Here is a 19319-nt window from a genome sequence, read left to right on the forward strand (position 1 = left end):
TCGCAGAACAGATGACAACCCAAGGACGCCGAACACGACGACTGGCCGTCTCCACGCGTTTCACTCCCCGTTGATGGAACCGATACTCGACGAATTCGAACGCCTAGCCACCACACCACAATCAACCCACCACAAATCCCCGTGATTTCCAACATCACCGCACAACCAGCCGGACCCCAGTTCGCCTCAGCCCAATACTGGGTCGAGCACATCCGCCAACCGTCCGCTTCAGCAAAGCATCCACTACCTACAAACCACGGGTAACACATTCCTAGAGACCGGCCCAGCAAGCGGACTAACCACGCAATAGAACAATCATCAACACCAACACAACCGGTAATCACCACCGACTAACCAAAAACCACCCCGAACTCACCTCACTGCTCACCACAGCAAGCCAAGCCTTCACCAGCGGGGTAGAAATCAACTGGCGCTCCCTGCTCACCAGTGGACACCAAATACCCTTGCCCACCTACGCCTTCCAACGACGCCGCTACTGGCTACAACCCAACACAACAACCACGTCTGACCCGACCGGACTGGGCCTGCGAGCAGCCCAACACCCCCTCTTAGGCGCGGTAATCCACCACCCCGAAACCGGCGAAGTCATCCTGACCGGGCGACTATCCCACACAACCCACCCCTGGCTCACCGATCACGCCGTAGCAGGAGTGGTGCTCTTCCCCGGCACCGGATTCCTCGACCTGGTCATCCGCGCCGCCGACGAAGTCGGCGCCACCGTCATCGAGGAATTAATACTCACCACACCGTTAGTACTTCCCCCGACACCGCAACACAGATCCAAGTACTCATCAACACCGCCGACGAAACCAGCCAACACACGGTAACGGTGTATTCGCGCACCGAACAACCCCAAACCCCATGGACCCTGCACGCCCAAGCCACCGTAGGACCCCAAAGACCCACCACAACAACCCATACCGACCTATCGGTATGGCCCCCCACCAACGCACGACCCATCAACATCAACGACGCCTACCCACAACTAGCCCAACACGGCTACCACTACGGGCCAGCGTTTCAAGGACTCAGCGCACTCTGGCAACGCGACCAAGAAATATTCGCCGAAATCACCATCCCCGACAACACCGACATCGACACCCACGGATACGGGATCCACCCCGCACTCCTCGACGCCGTACTACACACCGCAGCACTCACCACCACCACCACCACCCACCCACCACCACCACCACCACCGACACCGACACCGACACCACCACCGACGCCGACGCCGACGCCGACGCCGACGCCGGTATCAGCCCCATCCTTTTACCGTTCTCCTGGACCGGAGTAACACTGCACGCCACAGGCGCATCCCAACTCCGAGCACACCTGAACCTGCCAAAAAACAACCAACCCGATCAAACGATCTCACTACACCTCAGCGACACCAACGGAACAACGGTCCTCACCGTCGACAAACTCATCACCCGCCCAATCAACACCGAACAACTCACCACCACACCAACAGCCCGATCCGCTCAAGACCTCCTACACCTAATCTGGACACCCATCACCACCACCCACAGTGCTGACAACACTGACAATGCCGAACAACCCGTGGTGATGTCCTGGAACACCTTCCACACCACCACCCCCACCACCGACAACCACCACATCGTCATCTGGGAATACCCACCCACCACCACCACACCACCAGTGGAATCGGTCTACCACGCCACCCACACCGCACTAAACACCGTCCAACAATGGCTTAACTCAACACAATCCCACCCCACCACCACACTGGTAATAGTGACCCACCACGCAGTGGGACTACCCGACGAGGACACCACCGACCTCGCCGCAGCCGCACTATGGGGCCTCATCCGCTCCGCCCAAAACGAACACCCCGGCCAAATCGTGTTGATCGACACCGACACCACCGACCACACCAACACCGACTGGGCCAACCTAATCAACACCACAGAACCACAACTACTCATCCGCAACCACACCACATACGCCCCACGACTAACCCCGGTACAAAGCACCGAAAGACCCAACACATCAACCGCGTTAGATCCAGCCGGCACGGTCTTGATCACCGGGGGGACCGGGATGGTCGGTACGGTGTTAGCCCGTCATCTCATCACCACGTACGGGGTGGGTCATGTGGTGTTGGTCAGCCGCTCTGGAGATAGTGCACCGGGGTCAACCGCGTTGGTGGCATCACTGCACCAGGCCGGAGCCACCCGGGTCGAGGTATTGGCCTGTGACGTGGCCGACCCCGACGCGCTAACTCAGTTGATGACTCAGCTAGACCAGCACTGGCCACCACTGACCGGAGTGATCCATGCCGCGGCACTTCTCGATGACGCAGTGATCACCTCACTGACCCCCCCAACGCCTCAACACAGTGTTAGCCGCCAAAGTCGACGCCGCATGGAATCTGCATCAAGCAACCCGTAATTCAGCACTATCACTGTTTGTGCTGTGTTCCTCAATGGCCGGAATACTCGGCACACCCAGGACAAGCCAACTACGCAGCAGCCAACACCTTTCTCGACGCACTAGCCACCCTCACGCCGAGCAACCGGACTCCCCGCACTATCACTGGCATGGGGACTATGGGAACAAACCAGCACCATGACCGCCCATCTAAGCGGACACGAGGTCTCACGAATCAACCGCGGCGGAATCACCGCCATGACCGCCCACCAAGCCGTCGAACTCTTCGACACCGCACTCCTAACCGACCACCCCGTGGTCATGGCCGCACGGCTAGACCGAAGCGCACTGGCCAACCCGGTGACCAACCAACAACTACCCCCACTGTTCACCAACCTGATCCACCACCCCCGACGACGCCTCATCACAAACACCGACGCTGCAACCCAATCGATTTCGAAGCTAACGCAGCGCCTACATGGACTAACCACTACCGAACGCCATCAGGTGTTGGTGGAGTTGGTGTGCGCACAAATAGCCGCGGTGTTAGGCCACCCCGACCCCCAAAACATCACACCCCAACAAGCATTCCAAGACCTAGGATTTGACTCCCTAACCGCAGTCGAACTACGCAACCGCCTCAAAACCACTACCGGACTAACCCTTTCACCCACCCTAATCTTCGACTACCCCACCCCAACCGCGGTAGCCGACCACCTCGACCAACAACTAACGGGGCTAACCGAACCGATCACCACGCCAACACGAACACAGCCCAGCATCGACGAGCCAATAGCGATCGTCGGCATGGGATGCCGATTCCCCGGTGGAGTCCACTCACCCACGGGCCTATGGGACATGCTGGCCAACAGCCGCGATGTAATCTCACAGTTCCCCACCGACCGGGCTGGGACCTCGAACACCTCTATGACCCCGACCCCGACCAGGTGGGGCAAAACCTACACCCGCTACGGCGGATTCATACATGACGCCGGCGATTTCGACGCCGGGTTCTCGGGATCACACCCGCAGAAGCATTAGCAATGGATCCCACACGACTACTACTGGAATGCTCCTGGGAAGCCTAGAAACACCGGCATTAACCCACACTCGTTGCACGGCAGCCAACCGGAATTTTGTCGGCGCGATGAACTCCCGCTATGAAGCCTTTGACCAATCGGTAGAAAACTACTGGCTGACCAGCACTGAAGGCAGTGTGTTATCGGGCCGGCTCGCATATGTATTCGGTTTCGTCGGCCCTGCGCTATCGGTGGATACCGCGTGTTCCTCGTCGTTGGTGGCGCTACATGAAGCCTGCAAGCGTTGCGTGTGGCGAATGCGATGGCGTTGGCCGGTGGAGTGACGGTAATGGCCACCCCAGCAGGCTTTGTCGGGTTTTCCCGGCAACGCGGACTAGCCGCCGATGGGCGCTGCAAACCCTTCGCCGACGCCGCTAACGGCGTAGGGCTTGCCGAGGGTGTGGCATGGTGGTGCTGGAGCGGTTATCGGATGCTCACCGTCTTGGTCATGAAGTGTTAGCGGTGGTGCGTGGTAGTGCGGTCAATCAAGACGGCGCTAGCAATGGCTTGACTGCACCTAACGGCCCCTCTCAGCAGCGGGTGATCCGGGCCGCGTTAGCCAATGCCGGGTTATCCCCAGCCGAGGTAGATGCGTTAGAAGCTCATGGCACCGGCACGGTGTTAGGCGATCCCATTGAAGCCCAAGCAATCCTGGCGACTTACGGCCAAGACCGCGACCCCCAACGACCACTGTGGTTGGGATCAATCAAATCCAACATGGGCCACACCCAAGCCGCAGCCGGGATCGCCGGAGTGATCAAAATGATCCAAGCCATGCGCCACACGACGCTACCGGCCAGCCTGCACATCGACCAACCCTCCCCACACGTGGACTGGTCAAGCGGCCACGTGCAATTACTGACCGAACCCGCCCCTGGCACACCAACAATCATCCACGCCGAGCCGGCGTGTCCTCATTTGGAATCAGCGGCACCAACGCACACATCATCCTCGAAGAACCCACCACCACCACCCAAACCCCACCCACAACAGAACAACCCACACCCAACAAGTCAGCGCTACTGCCATGGGTACTATCCGCCAAATCAGCGGCAGCACTAACCCACCAAGCCCAACGACTCGTAAACTTTTGACCACCAACCCCCAACCCCACCCCCACGACGTGGGCTGGACACTGACCCAACGATCAACCTTTGACCACCGCGCAGTAATCCTGGGCACAGACCAGCACACCCTACTGACCGGATTAACCGCACTAGCCAACAACCAACCCACCACCAACCTGACCGTCGGACAAGCCCTACCGACCACCAAAACCGTAATGGTCTTCCCCGGCCAAGGCTCACAATGGCTAGGCATGGGCACGCAGCTCTATGACCAGTTGCCGGTGTTCACACAGGCCTTCGATGAGATCACTGAGGCCCTCGACACGCATTTACGGTTGCCGTTACGTGAAGTGCTCTGGGGGACCGATACGGGGTTGTTAGATAGCACCGAATTTTCCCAACCAGCACTGTTCGCGGTGGAAACAGCCCTGTTTACGGTGTTACAACACTGGGGCCTAACCGCCGATTTCGTGATGGGTCATTCGGTGGGGGAGTTCAGCGCCGCCTACGCCGCCGGCGTGTTATCACTCAACGACGCCGCGATGCTAGTCGCTGCCCGAGGCCGATTGATGCAGACCCTGCCCACCGGTGGAGCCATGATCGCAATCAACGCCACCACCGAAGAGATCGAGCCCTTACTCCCAACCGGGGTAGCGATCGCGGCAATCAATGCCCCCGACTCGATCGTCATTTCCGGCCACCAAGCAGCAGTACACGCCATCGCAGAACAGATGACAACCCAAGGACGCCGAACACGACGACTGGCCGTCTCCCACGCGTTTCACTCCCCGTTGATGGAACCGATACTCGACGAATTCGAACGCCTAGCCACCCACACCACAATCAACCCACCACAAATCCCCGTGATTTCCAACATCACCGCACAACCAGCCGGACCCCAGTTCGCCTCAGCCCAATACTGGGTCGAGCACATCCGCCAACCCGTCCGCTTCAGCCAAAGCATCCACTACCTACAAAACCACGGAGTAACACACTTCCTAGAGACCGGCCCAGCAAGCGGACTAACCACGGCAATAGAACAATCATCAACACCAACACAACCGGTAATCACCACCGGACTAACCAAAAACCACCCCGAACTCACCTCACTGCTCACCACAGCAAGCCAAGCCTTCACCAGCGGGGTAGAAATCAACTGGCGCTCCCTGCTCACCAGTGGACACCAAATACCCTTGCCCACCTACGCCTTCCAACGACGCCGCTACTGGCTACAACCCAACACAACAACCACGTCTGACCCGACCGGACTGGGCCTGCGAGCAGCCCAACACCCCCTCTTAGGCGCGGTAATCCACCACCCCGAAACCGGCGAAGTCATCCTGACCGGGCGACTATCCCACACAACCCACCCCTGGCTCACCGACTACGCCGTAGCAGGAGTGGTGCTCTTCCCCGGCACCGGATTCCTCGACCTGGTCATCCGCGCCGCCGACGAAGTCGGCGCCACCGTCATCGAGGAATTAATACTCACCACACCGTTAGTACTTCCCCCCGACACCGCAACACAGATCCAAGTACTCATCAACACCGCCGACGAAACCAGCCAACACACGGTAACGGTGTATTCGCGCACCGAACAACCCCAAACCCCATGGACCCTGCACGCCCAAGCCACCGTAGGACCCCAAAGACCCACCACAACAACCCATACCGACCTATCGGTATGGCCCCCCACCAACGCACGACCCATCAACATCAACGACGCCTACCCACAACTAGCCCAACACGGCTACCACTACGGGCCAGCGTTTCAAGGACTCAGCGCACTCTGGCAACGCGACCAAGAAATATTCGCCGAAATCACCATCCCCGACAACACCGACATCGACACCCACGGATACGGGATCCACCCCGCACTCCTCGACGCCGTACTACACACCGCAGCACTCACCACCACCACCACCACCGACACCACCACCGACACCACCACCGACGCCGACGCCGACGCCGACGCCGACGCCGGTATCAGCCCCATCCTTTTACCGTTCTCCTGGACCGGAGTAACACTGCACGCCACAGGCGCATCCCAACTCCGAGCACACCTGAACCTGCCAAAAAACAACCAACCCGATCAAACGATCTCACTACACCTCAGCGACACCAACGGAACAACGGTCCTCACCGTCGACAAACTCATCACCCGCCCAATCAACACCGAACAACTCACCACCACACCAACAGCCCGATCCGCTCAAGACCTCCTACACCTAATCTGGACACCCATCACCACCACCCACAGTGCTGACAACACTGACAATGCCGAACAACCCGTGGTGATGTCCTGGAACACCTTCCACACCACCACCCCCACCACCGACAACCACCACATCGTCATCTGGGAATACCCACCCACCACCACACCACCAGTGGAATCGGTCTACCACGCCACCCACACCGCACTAAACACCGTCCAACAATGGCTTAACTCAACACAATCCCACCCCACCACCACACTGGTAATAGTGACCCACCACGCAGTGGGACTACCCGACGAGGACACCACCGACCTCGCCGCAGCCGCACTATGGGGCCTCATCCGCTCCGCCCAAAACGAACACCCCGGCCAAATCGTGTTGATCGACACCGACACCACCGACCACACCAACACCGACTGGGCCAACCTAATCAACACCACAGAACCACAACTACTCATCCGCAACCACACCACATACGCCCCACGACTAACCCCGGTACAAAGCACCGAAAGACCCAACACATCAACCGCGTTAGATCCAGCCGGCACGGTCTTGATCACCGGGGGGACCGGGATGGTCGGTACGGTGTTAGCCCGTCATCTCATCACCACGTACGGGGTGGGTCATGTGGTGTTGGTCAGCCGCTCTGGAGATAGTGCACCGGGGTCAACCGCGTTGGTGGCATCACTGCACCAGGCCGGAGCCACCCGGGTCGAGGTATTGGCCTGTGACGTGGCCGACCCCGACGCGCTAACTCAGTTGATGACTCAGCTAGACCAGCACTGGCCACCACTGACCGGAGTGATCCATGCCGCGGGCACTCTCGATGACGCAGTGATCACCTCACTGACCCCCCAACGCCTCAACACAGTGTTAGCCGCCAAAGTCGACGCCGCATGGAATCTGCATCAAGCAACCCGTAATTCAGCACTATCACTGTTTGTGCTGTGTTCCTCAATGGCCGGAATACTCGGCAACCCAGGACAAGCCAACTACGCAGCAGCCAACACCTTTCTCGACGCACTAGCCACCTCACGCCGAGCAACCGGACTCCCCGCACTATCACTGGCATGGGGACTATGGGAACAAACCAGCACCATGACCGCCCATCTAAGCGGACACGAGGTCTCACGAATCAACCGCGGCGGAATCACCGCCATGACCGCCCACCAAGCCGTCGAACTCTTCGACACCGCACTCTTAACCGACCACCCCGTGGTCATGGCCGCACGGCTAGACCGAAGCGCACTGGCCAACCCGGTGACCAACCAACAACTACCCCCACTGTTCACCAACCTGATCCACCACCCCCGACGACGCCTCATCACAAACACCGACGCTGCAAACCAATCGATTTCGAAGCTAACGCAGCGCCTACATGGACTAACCACTACCGAACGCCATCAGGTGTTGGTGGAGTTGGTGTGCGCACAAATAGCCGCGGTGTTAGGCCACCCCGACCCCCAAAACATCACACCCCAACAAGCATTCCAAGACCTAGGATTTGACTCCCTAACCGCAGTCGAACTACGCAACCGCCTCAAAACCACTACCGGACTAACCCTTTCACCCACCCTAATCTTCGACTACCCCACCCCAACCGCGGTAGCCGACCACCTCGACCAACAACTAACGGGGCTAACCGAACCGATCACCACGCCAACACGAACACAGCCCAGCATCGACGAGCCAATAGCGATCGTCGGCATGGGATGCCGATTCCCCGGTGGAGTCCACTCACCCACGGGCCTATGGGACATGCTGGCCAACAGCCGCGATGTAATCTCACAGTTCCCCACCGACCGGGGCTGGGACCTCGAACACCTCTATGACCCCGACCCCGACCAGGTGGGCAAAACCTACACCCGCTACGGCGGATTCATACATGACGCCGGAGATTTCGACGCCGGGTTCTTCGGGATCACACCCGCAGAAGCATTAGCAATGGATCCCCAACAACGACTACTACTGGAATGCTCCTGGGAAGCCCTAGAAACACCGGCATTAACCCCATGACTCTGCGAGGCTCATCGACCGGGGTGTTCACCGGCATCGTCGGGCAGCCGGGGTATGGGAACGCGGTTACCGAGGAGGCAGAAGGGTATTGGGTGACCGGCCAGGCCTTGAGTGTGGCCTCGGGGCGGGTGGCGTATGTGTTGGGGTTGGAAGGTCCTGCGGTGTCGGTGGATACCGCGTGTTCCTCGTCGTTGGTGGCGCTGCATTGGGCGATCCAGTCGTTGCGTTCGGGGGAGTGCGATTTAGCGTTAGCCGGTGGAGTGACGGTAATGGCCACCCCAGCAGGCTTTGTCGGGTTCGCCCGGCAGCGGGTGATGGCCGCCGATGGGCGCTGCAAACCCTTTGCCGCGGGTGCTGATGGGACCGGCTGGGGTGAGGGCGTCGGGGTAGTGGTGGTGGAGCGGTTATCGGATGCTCACCGTCTTGGTCATGAAGTGTTAGCGGTGGTGCGTGGTAGTGCGGTCAATCAAGACGGCGCTAGCAATGGCTTGACTGCACCGAACGGCCCCTCTCAGCAGCGGGTGATCCGGGCCGCGTTAGCCAATGCCGGGTTATCCCCAGCCGAGGTAGATGCGTTAGAAGCTCATGGCACCGGCACGGTGTTAGGCGATCCCATTGAAGCCCAAGCAATCCTGGCGACTTACGGCCAAGACCGCGACCCCCAACGACCACTGTGGTTGGGATCAATCAAATCCAACATGGGCCACACCCAAGCCGCAGCCGGGATCGCCGGAGTGATCAAAATGATCCAAGCCATGCGCCACACGACGCTACCGGCCAGCCTGCACATCGACCAACCCTCCCCACACGTGGACTGGTCAAGCGGCCACGTGCAATTACTGACCGAACCCCGCCCCTGGCACACCAACAATCATCCACGCCGAGCCGGCGTGTCCTCATTTGGAATCAGCGGCACCAACGCACACATCATCCTCGAAGAACCCACCACCACCACCCAAACCCCACCCACAACAGAACAACCCACACCCAACAAGTCAGCGCTACTGCCATGGGTACTATCCGCCAAATCAGCGGCAGCACTAACCCACCAAGCCCAACGACTCGTAAACTTTTTGACCACCAACCCCCAACCCCACCCCCACGACGTGGGCTGGACACTGACCCAACGATCAACCTTTGACCACCGCGCAGTAATCCTGGGCACAGACCAGCACACCCTACTGACCGGATTAACCGCACTAGCCAACAACCAACCCACCACCAACCTGACCGTCGGACAAGCCCTACCGACCACCAAAACCGTAATGGTCTTCCCCGGCCAAGGCTCACAATGGCTAGGCATGGGCGTTCAATTACTGGAAACATCACCAGTTTTCGCCGACGCGATGACCCGCTGCGAACACGCGTTAACACCCTGGGTGGACTGGTCATTGTTGGACGTCATCCGCGGCGTCGATGATACCCACCAGCTAGACCGCGTCGATGTGATCCAACCCGTGTTATGGGCACTGATGGTCTCACTGGCCCAGCTATGGGCCTCGGTAGGAGTCACACCCGATGCCGTGATCGGCCATTCCCAAGGCGAAATCGCAGCAGCCTATATCGCCGGCGCACTCTCACTCGAAGACGCCGCAGCGGTAATCGCCACTCGCAGTCGACTGTTAATGACCCTAGCCGGCACAGGCGCGATGGCCTCCCTGGCCTGCGGCCCCGACCAAGCACAACAATTGTTGACCGACTCGACAGATCACCTCGCCCTCGCCGCGGTCAACGGCACCAACACCGTAGTCATCTCCGGTCACCCCCAGGCCATCACACAACTGATCCAAACCGCCGAGACCGCTGGAATACGAGCCCGTCACATCGAAGTCGACTACGCCTCACACTCAGCACAGGTCGACACACTCAAAAAGCCGCTAATAGCCGCCCTAGATGGCATCACACCACAATCTAGCCAGATCGAACTGATCTCCACCGTAACCGGCCAACCACTCGACACCACCAAACTCGACGCCCGGTATTGGTTTGCCAACCTGCGCCAAACCGTACAACTCGAACAAGCCATACACACAGCCGCACAACAGGGTTATCGAGTATTCATCGAAACCAGCCCACACCCGGTACTACTGGCCGCCATCGCAGAAACCCTCACCAACAAAGAACACCACGACACCGCAGTACTACCCACCCTAGGCCGAGACGAGGGCGGACTGGATCGGTTCTGGCTATCAGCAAGCCAAGCCTTCACCAGCGGGGTAGAAATCAACTGGCGCTCCCTGCTCACCAGTGGACACCAAATACCCTTGCCCACCTACGCCTTCCAACGACGCCGCTACTGGCTACAACCCAACACAACAACCACGTCTGACCCGACCGGACTGGGCCTGCGAGCAGCCCAACACCCCCTCTTAGGCGCGGTAATCCACCACCCCGAAACCGACGAAGTCATCCTGACCGGGCGACTATCCCACACAACCCACCCCTGGCTCACCGATCACGCCGTAGCAGGAGTGGTGCTCTTCCCCGGCACCGGATTCCTCGACCTGGTCATCCGCGCCGCCGACGAAGTCGGCGCCACCGTCATCGAGGAATTAATACTCACCACACCGTTAGTACTTCCCCCCGACACCGCAACACAGATCCAAGTACTCATCAACACCGCCGACGAAACCAGCCAACACACGGTAACGGTGTATTCGCGCACCGAACAACCCCAAACCCCATGGACCCTGCACGCCCAAGCCACCGTAGGACCCCAAAGACCCACCACAACAACCCATACCGACCTATCGGTATGGCCCCCCACCAACGCACGACCCATCAACATCAACGACGCCTACCCACAACTAGCCCAACACGGCTACCACTACGGGCCAGCGTTTCAAGGACTCAGCGCACTCTGGCAACGCGACCAAGAAATATTCGCCGAAATCACCATCCCCGACAACACCGACATCGACACCCACGGATACGGGATCCACCCCGCACTCCTCGACGCCGTACTACACACCGCAGCACTCACCACCACCACCACCACCACCACCACCAACACCACCACCACCGACACCACCACCGACACCACCACCACCACCACCGACACCACCACCGACACCACCACCGACGCCGACGCCGACGCCGACGCCGACGCCGGTATCAGCCCCATCCTTTTACCGTTCTCCTGGACCGGAGTAACACTGCACGCCACAGGCGCATCCCAACTCCGAGCACACCTGAACCTGCCAAAAAACAACCAACCCGATCAAACGATCTCACTACACCTCAGCGACACCAACGGAACAACGGTCCTCACCGTCGACAAACTCATCACCCGCCCAATCAACACCGAACAACTCACCACCACACCAACAGCCCGATCCGCTCAAGACCTCCTACACCTAATCTGGACACCCATCACCACCACCCACAGTGCTGACAACACTGACAATGCCGAACAACCCGTGGTGATGTCCTGGAACACCTTCCACACCACCACCCCCACCACCGACAACCACCACATCGTCATCTGGGAATACCCACCCACCACCACCACACCACCAGTGGAATCGGTCTACCACGCCACCCACACCGCACTAAACACCGTCCAACAATGGCTTAACTCAACACAATCCCACCCCACCACCACACTGGTAATAGTGACCCACCACGCAGTGGGACTACCCGACGAGGACACCACCGACCTCGCCGCAGCCGCACTATGGGGCCTCATCCGCTCCGCCCAAAACGAACACCCCGGCCAAATCGTGTTGATCGACACCGACACCACCGACCACACCAACACCGACTGGGCCAACCTAATCAACACCACAGAACCACAACTACTCATCCGCAACCACACCACATACGCCCCACGACTAACCCCGGTACAAAGCACCGAAAGACCCAACACATCAACCGCGTTAGATCCAGCCGGCACGGTCTTGATCACCGGGGGGACCGGGATGGTCGGTACGGTGTTAGCCCGTCATCTCATCACCACGTACGGGGTGGGTCATGTGGTGTTGGTCAGCCGCTCTGGAGATAGTGCACCGGGGTCAACCGCGTTGGTGGCATCACTGCACCAGGCCGGAGCCACCCGGGTCGAGGTATTGGCCTGTGACGTGGCCGACCCCGACGCGCTAACTCAGTTGATGACTCAGCTAGACCAGCACTGGCCACCACTGACCGGAGTGATCCATGCCGCGGGCACTCTCGATGACGCAGTGATCACCTCACTGACCCCCCAACGCCTCAACACAGTGTTAGCCGCCAAAGTCGACGCCGCATGGAATCTGCATCAAGCAACCCGTAATTCAGCACTATCACTGTTTGTGCTGTGTTCCTCAATGGCCGGAATACTCGGCAACCCAGGACAAGCCAACTACGCAGCAGCCAACACCTTTCTCGACGCACTAGCCACCTCACGCCGAGCAACCGGACTCCCCGCACTATCACTGGCATGGGGACTATGGGAACAAACCAGCACCATGACCGCCCATCTAAGCGGACACGAGGTCTCACGAATCAACCGCGGCGGAATCACCGCCATGACCGCCCACCAAGCCGTCGAACTCTTCGACACCGCACTCCTAACCGACCACCCCGTGGTCATGGCCGCACGGCTAGACCGAAGCGCACTGGCCAACCCGGTGACCAACCAACAACTACCCCCACTGTTCACCAACCTGATCCACCACCCCCGACGACGCCTCATCACAAACACCGACGCTGCAAACCAATCGATTTCGAAGCTAACGCAGCGCCTACATGGACTAACCACTACCGAACGCCATCAGGTGTTGGTGGAGTTGGTGTGCGCACAAATAGCCGCGGTGTTAGGCCACCCCGACCCCCAAAACATCACACCCCAACAAGCATTCCAAGACCTAGGATTTGACTCCCTAACCGCAGTCGAACTACGCAACCGCCTCAAAACCACTACCGGACTAACCCTTTCACCCACCCTAATCTTCGACTACCCCACCCCAACCGCGGTAGCCGACCACCTCGACCAACAACTAACGGGGCTAACCGAACCGATCACCACGCCAACACGAACACAGCCCAGCATCGACGAGCCAATAGCGATCGTCGGCATGGGATGCCGATTCCCCGGTGGAGTCCACTCACCCACGGGCCTATGGGACATGCTGGCCAACAGCCGCGATGTAATCTCACAGTTCCCCACCGACCGGGGCTGGGACCTCGAACACCTCTATGACCCCGACCCCGACCAGGTGGGCAAAACCTACACCCGCTACGGCGGATTCATACATGACGCCGGCGATTTCGACGCCGGGTTCTTCGGGATCACACCCGCAGAAGCATTAGCAATGGATCCCCAACAACGACTACTACTGGAATGCTCCTGGGAAGCCCTAGAAAACACCGGCATTAACCCACACTCGTTGCACGGCAGCCAAACCGGAATTTTTGTCGGCGCGATGAACTCCCGCTATGAAGCCTTTGACCAATCGGTAGAAAACTACTGGCTGACCAGCACTGAAGGCAGTGTGTTATCGGGCCGGCTCGCATATGTATTCGGTTTCGTCGGCCCTGCGCTGTCGGTGGATACCGCGTGTTCCTCGTCGTTGGTGGCGCTACATGAAGCCTGCAAAGCGTTGCGTGGTGGCGAATGTTCGATGGCGTTGGCCGGTGGAGTGACGGTAATGGCCACCCCAGCAGGCTTTGTCGGGTTTTCCCGGCAACGCGGACTAGCCGCCGATGGGCGCTGCAAACCCTTCGCCGACGCCGCTAACGGCGTAGGGCTTGCCGAGGGTGTTGGCATGGTGGTGCTGGAGCGGTTATCGGATGCTCACCGTCTTGGTCATGAAGTGTTAGCGGTGGTGCGTGGTAGTGCGGTCAATCAAGACGGCGCTAGCAATGGCTTGACTGCACCGAACGGCCCCTCTCAGCAGCGGGTGATCCGGGCCGCGTTAGCCAATGCCGGGTTATCCCCAGCCGAGGTAGATGCGTTAGAAGCTCATGGCACCGGCACGGTGTTAGGCGATCCCATTGAAGCCCAAGCAATCCTGGCGACTTACGGCCAAGACCGCGACCCCCAACGACCACTGTGGTTGGGATCAATCAAATCCAACATGGGCCACACCCAAGCCGCAGCCGGGATCGCCGGAGTGATCAAAATGATCCAAGCCATGCGCCACACGACGCTACCGGCCAGCCTGCACATCGACCAACCCTCCCCACACGTGGACTGGTCAAGCGGCCACGTGCAATTACTGACCGAACCCCGCCCCTGGCACACCAACAATCATCCACGCCGAGCCGGCGTGTCCTCATTTGGAATCAGCGGCACCAACGCACACATCATCCTCGAAGAACCCACCACCACCACCCAAACCCCACCCACAACAGAACAACCCACACCCAACAAGTCAGCGCTACTGCCATGGGTACTATCCGCCAAATCAGCGGCAGCACTAACCCACCAAGCCCAACGACTCGTAAACTTTTTGACCACCAACCCCCAACCCCACCCCCACGACGTGGGCTGGACACTGACCCAACGATCAACCTTTGACCACCGCGCAGTAATCCTGGGCACAGACCAGCACACCCTACTGACCGGATTAACCGCACTAGCCAACAACCAACCCACCACCAACCTGACCGTCGGACAAGCCCTACCGACCACCAAAACCGTAATGGTCTTCCCCGGCCAAGGCTCACAATGGCTAGGCATGGGCGTTCAATTACTGGAAACATCACCAGTTTTCGCCGACGCGATGACCCGCTGCGAACACGCGTTAACACCCTGGGTGGACTGGTCATTGTTGGACGTCATCCGCGGCGTCGATGATACCCACCAGCTAGACCGCGTCGATGTGATCCAACCCGTGTTATGGGCACTGATGGTCTCACTGGCCCAGCTATGGGCCTCGGTAGGAGTCACACCCGATGCCGTGATCGGCCATTCCCAAGGCGAAATCGCAGCAGCCTATATCGCCGGCGCACTCTCACTCGAAGACGCCGCAGCGGTAATCGCCACTCGCAGTCGACTGTTAATGACCCTAGCCGGCACAGGCGCGATGGCCTCCCTGGCCTGCGGCCCCGACCAAGCACAACAATTGTTGACCGACTCGACAGATCACCTCGCCCTCGCCGCGGTCAACGGCACCAACACCGTAGTCATCTCCGGTCACCCCCAGGCCATCACACAACTGATCCAAACCGCCGAGACCGCTGGAATACGAGCCCGTCACATCGAAGTCGACTACGCCTCACACTCAGCACAGGTCGACACACTCAAAAAGCCGCTAATAGCCGCCCTAGATGGCATCACACCACAATCTAGCCAGATCGAACTGATCTCCACCGTAACCGGCCAACCACTCGACACCACCAAACTCGACGCCCGGTATTGGTTTGCCAACCTGCGCCAAACCGTACAACTCGAACAAGCCATACACACAGCCGCACAACAGGGTTATCGAGTATTCATCGAAACCAGCCCACACCCGGTACTACTGGCCGCCATCGCAGAAACCCTCACCAACAAAGAACACCACGACACCGCAGTACTACCCACCCTAGGCCGAGACGAGGGCGGACTGGATCGGTTCTGGCTATCAGCAAGCCAAGCCTTCACCAGCGGGGTAGAAATCAACTGGCGCTCCCTGCTCACCAGTGGACACCAAATACCCTTGCCCACCTACGCCTTCCAACGACGCCGCTACTGGCTACAACCCAACACAACAACCACGTCTGACCCGACCGGACTGGGCCTGCGAGCAGCCCAACACCCCCTCTTAGGCGCGGTAATCCACCACCCCGAAACCGACGAAGTCATCCTGACCGGGCGACTATCCCACACAACCCACCCCTGGCTCACCGATCACGCCGTAGCAGGAGTGGTGCTCTTCCCCGGCACCGGATTCCTCGACCTGGTCATCCGCGCCGCCGACGAAGTCGGCGCCACCGTCATCGAGGAATTAATACTCACCACACCGTTAGTACTTCCCCCCGACACCGCAACACAGATCCAAGTACTCATCAACACCGCCGACGAAACCAGCCAACACACGGTAACGGTGTATTCGCGCACCGAACAACCCCAAACCCCATGGACCCTGCACGCCCAAGCCACCGTAGGACCCCAAAGACCCACCACAACAACCCATACCGACCTATCGGTATGGCCCCCCACCAACGCACGACCCATCAACATCAACGACGCCTACCCACAACTAGCCCAACACGGCTACCACTACGGGCCAGCGTTTCAAGGACTCAGCGCACTCTGGCAACGCGACCAAGAAATATTCGCCGAAATCACCATCCCCGACAACACCGACATCGACACCCACGGATACGGGATCCACCCCGCACTCCTCGACGCCGTACTACACACCGCAGCACTCACCACCACCACCAACACCACCACCACCACCACCGACACCGACACCACCACCGACACCACCACCACCGACACCGACACCGGTATCAGCCCCATCCTTTTACCGTTCTCCTGGACCGGAGTAACACTGCACGCCACAGGCGCATCCCAACTCCGAGCACACCTGAACCTGCCAAAAAACAACCAACCCGATCAAACGATCTCACTACACCTCAGCGACACCAACGGAACAACGGTCCTCACCGTCGACAAACTCATCACCCGCCCAATCAACACCGAACAACTCACCACCACACCAACAGCCCGATCCGCTCAAGACCTCCTACACCTAATCTGGACACCCATCACCACCACCCACAGTGCTGACAACACTGACAATGCCGAACAACCCGTGGTGATGTCCTGGAACACCTTCCACACCACCACCCCCACCACCGACAACCACCACATCGTCATCTGGGAATACCCACCCACCACCACACCACCAGTGGAATCGGTCTACCACGCCACCCACACCGCACTAAACACCGTCCAACAATGGCTTAACTCAACACAATCCCACCCCACCACCACACTGGTAATAGTGACCCACCACGCAGTGGGACTACCCGACGAGGACACCACCGACCTCGCCGCAGCCGCACTATGGGGCCTCATCCGCTCCGCCCAAAACGAACACCCCGGCCAAATCGTGTTGATCGACACCGACACCACCGACCACACCAACACCGACTGGGCCAACCTAATCAACACCACAGAACCACAACTACTCATCCGCAACCACACCACATACGCCCCACGACTAACCCCGGTACAAAGCACCGAAAGACCCAACACATCAACCGCGTTAGATCCAGCCGGCACGGTCTTGATCACCGGGGGGACCGGGATGGTCGGTACGGTGTTAGCCCGTCATCTCATCACCACGTACGGGGTGGGTCATGTGGTGTTGGTCAGCCGCTCTGGAGATAGTGCACCGGGGTCAACCGCGTTGGTGGCATCACTGCACCAGGCCGGAGCCACCCGGGTCGAGGTATTGGCCTGTGACGTGGCCGACCCCGACGCGCTAACTCAGTTGATGACTCAGCTAGACCAGCACTGGCCACCACTGACCGGAGTGATCCATGCCGCGGGCACTCTCGATGACGCAGTGATCACCTCACTGACCCCCCAACGCCTCAACACAGTGTTAGCCGCCAAAGTCGACGCCGCATGGAATCTGCATCAAGCAACCCGTAATTCAGCACTATCACTGTTTGTGCTGTGTTCCTCAATGGCCGGAATACTCGGCAACCCAGGACAAGCCAACTACGCAGCAGCCAACACCTTTCTCGACGCACTAGCCACCTCACGCCGAGCAACCGGACTCCCCGCACTATCACTGGCATGGGGACTATGGGAACAAACCAGCACCATGACCGCCCATCTAAGCGGACACGAGGTCTCACGAATCAACCGCGGCGGAATCACCGCCATGACCGCCCACCAAGCCGTCGAACTCTTCGACACCGCACTCCTAACCGACCACCCCGTGGTCATGGCCGCACGGCTAGACCGAAGCGCACTGGCCAACCCGGTGACCAACCAACAACTACCCCCACTGTTCACCAACCTGATCCACCACCCCCGACGACGCCTCATCACAAACACCGACGCTGCAACCCAATCGATTTCGAAGCTAACGCAGCGCCTACATGGACTAACCACTACCGAACGCCATCAGGTGTTGGTGGAGTTGGTGTGCGCACAAATAGCCGCGGTGTTAGGCCACCCCGACCCCCAAAACATCACACCCCAACAAGCATTCCAAGACCTAGGATTTGACTCCCTAACCGCAGTCGAACTACGCAACCGCCTCAAAACCACTACCGGACTAACCCTTTCACCCACCCTAATCTTCGACTACCCCACCCCAACCGCGGTAGCCGACCACCTCGGCCAACACTTTGGCGACGTCGGCCACAAGAACGGCCAAGCTAGCGATGATGAGGACGACAAGGTGAAGCGCCTGCTTGCATCCATTCCTATCGAGCGACTTCGAGAAGCAGGGGTCCTCGACGTCCTTCTTCAAATGGTTGGTGATCAGGTCCCCTTCCAGCAAGAAGAAGGTCGAGTTCCTGTTTCATCCATGAGCCTTGACGACCTCGTGAACATGGCGTTGGACGACGACAATTGATAAGGCAGACCCAAC

The 19319-nt window shown here is 59.3% G+C and carries 7 protein-coding genes and 4 pseudogenes; all 11 read left to right on the forward strand.

The window, feature by feature from the left end:
* The first annotated feature begins 464 nt into the window (after positions 1 to 464).
* The 11 genes and pseudogenes from MB901379_RS25180 (at position 465) to MB901379_RS24190 (ending at position 19304) form a co-directional block, all read left to right on the forward strand.
* Positions 465 to 848 carry a polyketide synthase dehydratase domain-containing protein gene (locus MB901379_RS25180; RefSeq protein ID WP_158017102.1) on the forward strand — a complete coding sequence of 128 codons (384 nt, stop codon included), beginning with the start codon at positions 465 to 467 and terminating at the stop codon, positions 846 to 848.
* A 2-nt stretch (positions 849 to 850) separates the two neighbouring features.
* Positions 851 to 1318, forward strand: a complete 468-nt coding sequence (locus MB901379_RS25185; protein ID WP_158017103.1) for a polyketide synthase dehydratase domain-containing protein — start codon at positions 851 to 853, stop codon at positions 1316 to 1318.
* A gap of 272 nt (positions 1319 to 1590) precedes the next feature.
* Positions 1591 to 2436 (forward strand): SDR family NAD(P)-dependent oxidoreductase, encoded by an 846-nt coding sequence (locus tag MB901379_RS13225; RefSeq protein WP_232021838.1) that lies wholly within the window; start codon positions 1591 to 1593, stop codon positions 2434 to 2436.
* Entirely contained in the window at positions 2384 to 2617 is a 234-nt protein-coding gene (locus MB901379_RS25305) for a KR domain-containing protein (protein ID WP_197717799.1), read from the forward strand. Before MB901379_RS13225 ends, MB901379_RS25305 begins: the two co-directional genes overlap by 53 nt.
* Positions 2526 to 3023 (forward strand): annotated as a pseudogene (locus tag MB901379_RS25310) (hypothetical protein); the annotation flags it as partial. The gene MB901379_RS25305 and the pseudogene MB901379_RS25310, both read left to right, overlap by 92 nt.
* Positions 2959 to 3456, forward strand: a complete 498-nt coding sequence (locus tag MB901379_RS25315) for an acyl carrier protein (RefSeq protein ID WP_408632379.1) — start codon at positions 2959 to 2961, stop codon at positions 3454 to 3456. The pseudogene MB901379_RS25310 and the gene MB901379_RS25315, both read left to right, overlap by 65 nt.
* A 106-nt stretch (positions 3457 to 3562) precedes the next feature.
* Positions 3563 to 3954, forward strand: a pseudogene (locus tag MB901379_RS25025) (beta-ketoacyl synthase N-terminal-like domain-containing protein).
* Positions 3900 to 4244 (forward strand): annotated as a pseudogene (locus MB901379_RS24615) (type I polyketide synthase); the annotation flags it as partial. The pseudogenes MB901379_RS25025 and MB901379_RS24615, both read left to right, overlap by 55 nt.
* A 158-nt stretch (positions 4245 to 4402) precedes the next feature.
* Entirely contained in the window at positions 4403 to 4588 is a 186-nt protein-coding gene (locus tag MB901379_RS24620) for a ketoacyl-synthetase C-terminal extension domain-containing protein (protein WP_232021839.1), read from the forward strand.
* A gap of 224 nt (positions 4589 to 4812) precedes the next feature.
* A pseudogene (locus MB901379_RS24625) lies at positions 4813 to 9149 on the forward strand (SDR family NAD(P)-dependent oxidoreductase); the annotation flags it as partial.
* Positions 9150 to 9239: 90 nt separating this feature from the next.
* Positions 9240 to 19304 (forward strand): type I polyketide synthase, encoded by a 10065-nt coding sequence (locus tag MB901379_RS24190; RefSeq protein ID WP_408632380.1) that lies wholly within the window; start codon positions 9240 to 9242, stop codon positions 19302 to 19304.
* Positions 19305 to 19319: the final 15 nt, after the last annotated feature.

Source organism: Mycobacterium basiliense (assembly GCF_900292015.1).
Lineage (GTDB): Bacteria > Actinomycetota > Actinomycetes > Mycobacteriales > Mycobacteriaceae > Mycobacterium > Mycobacterium basiliense.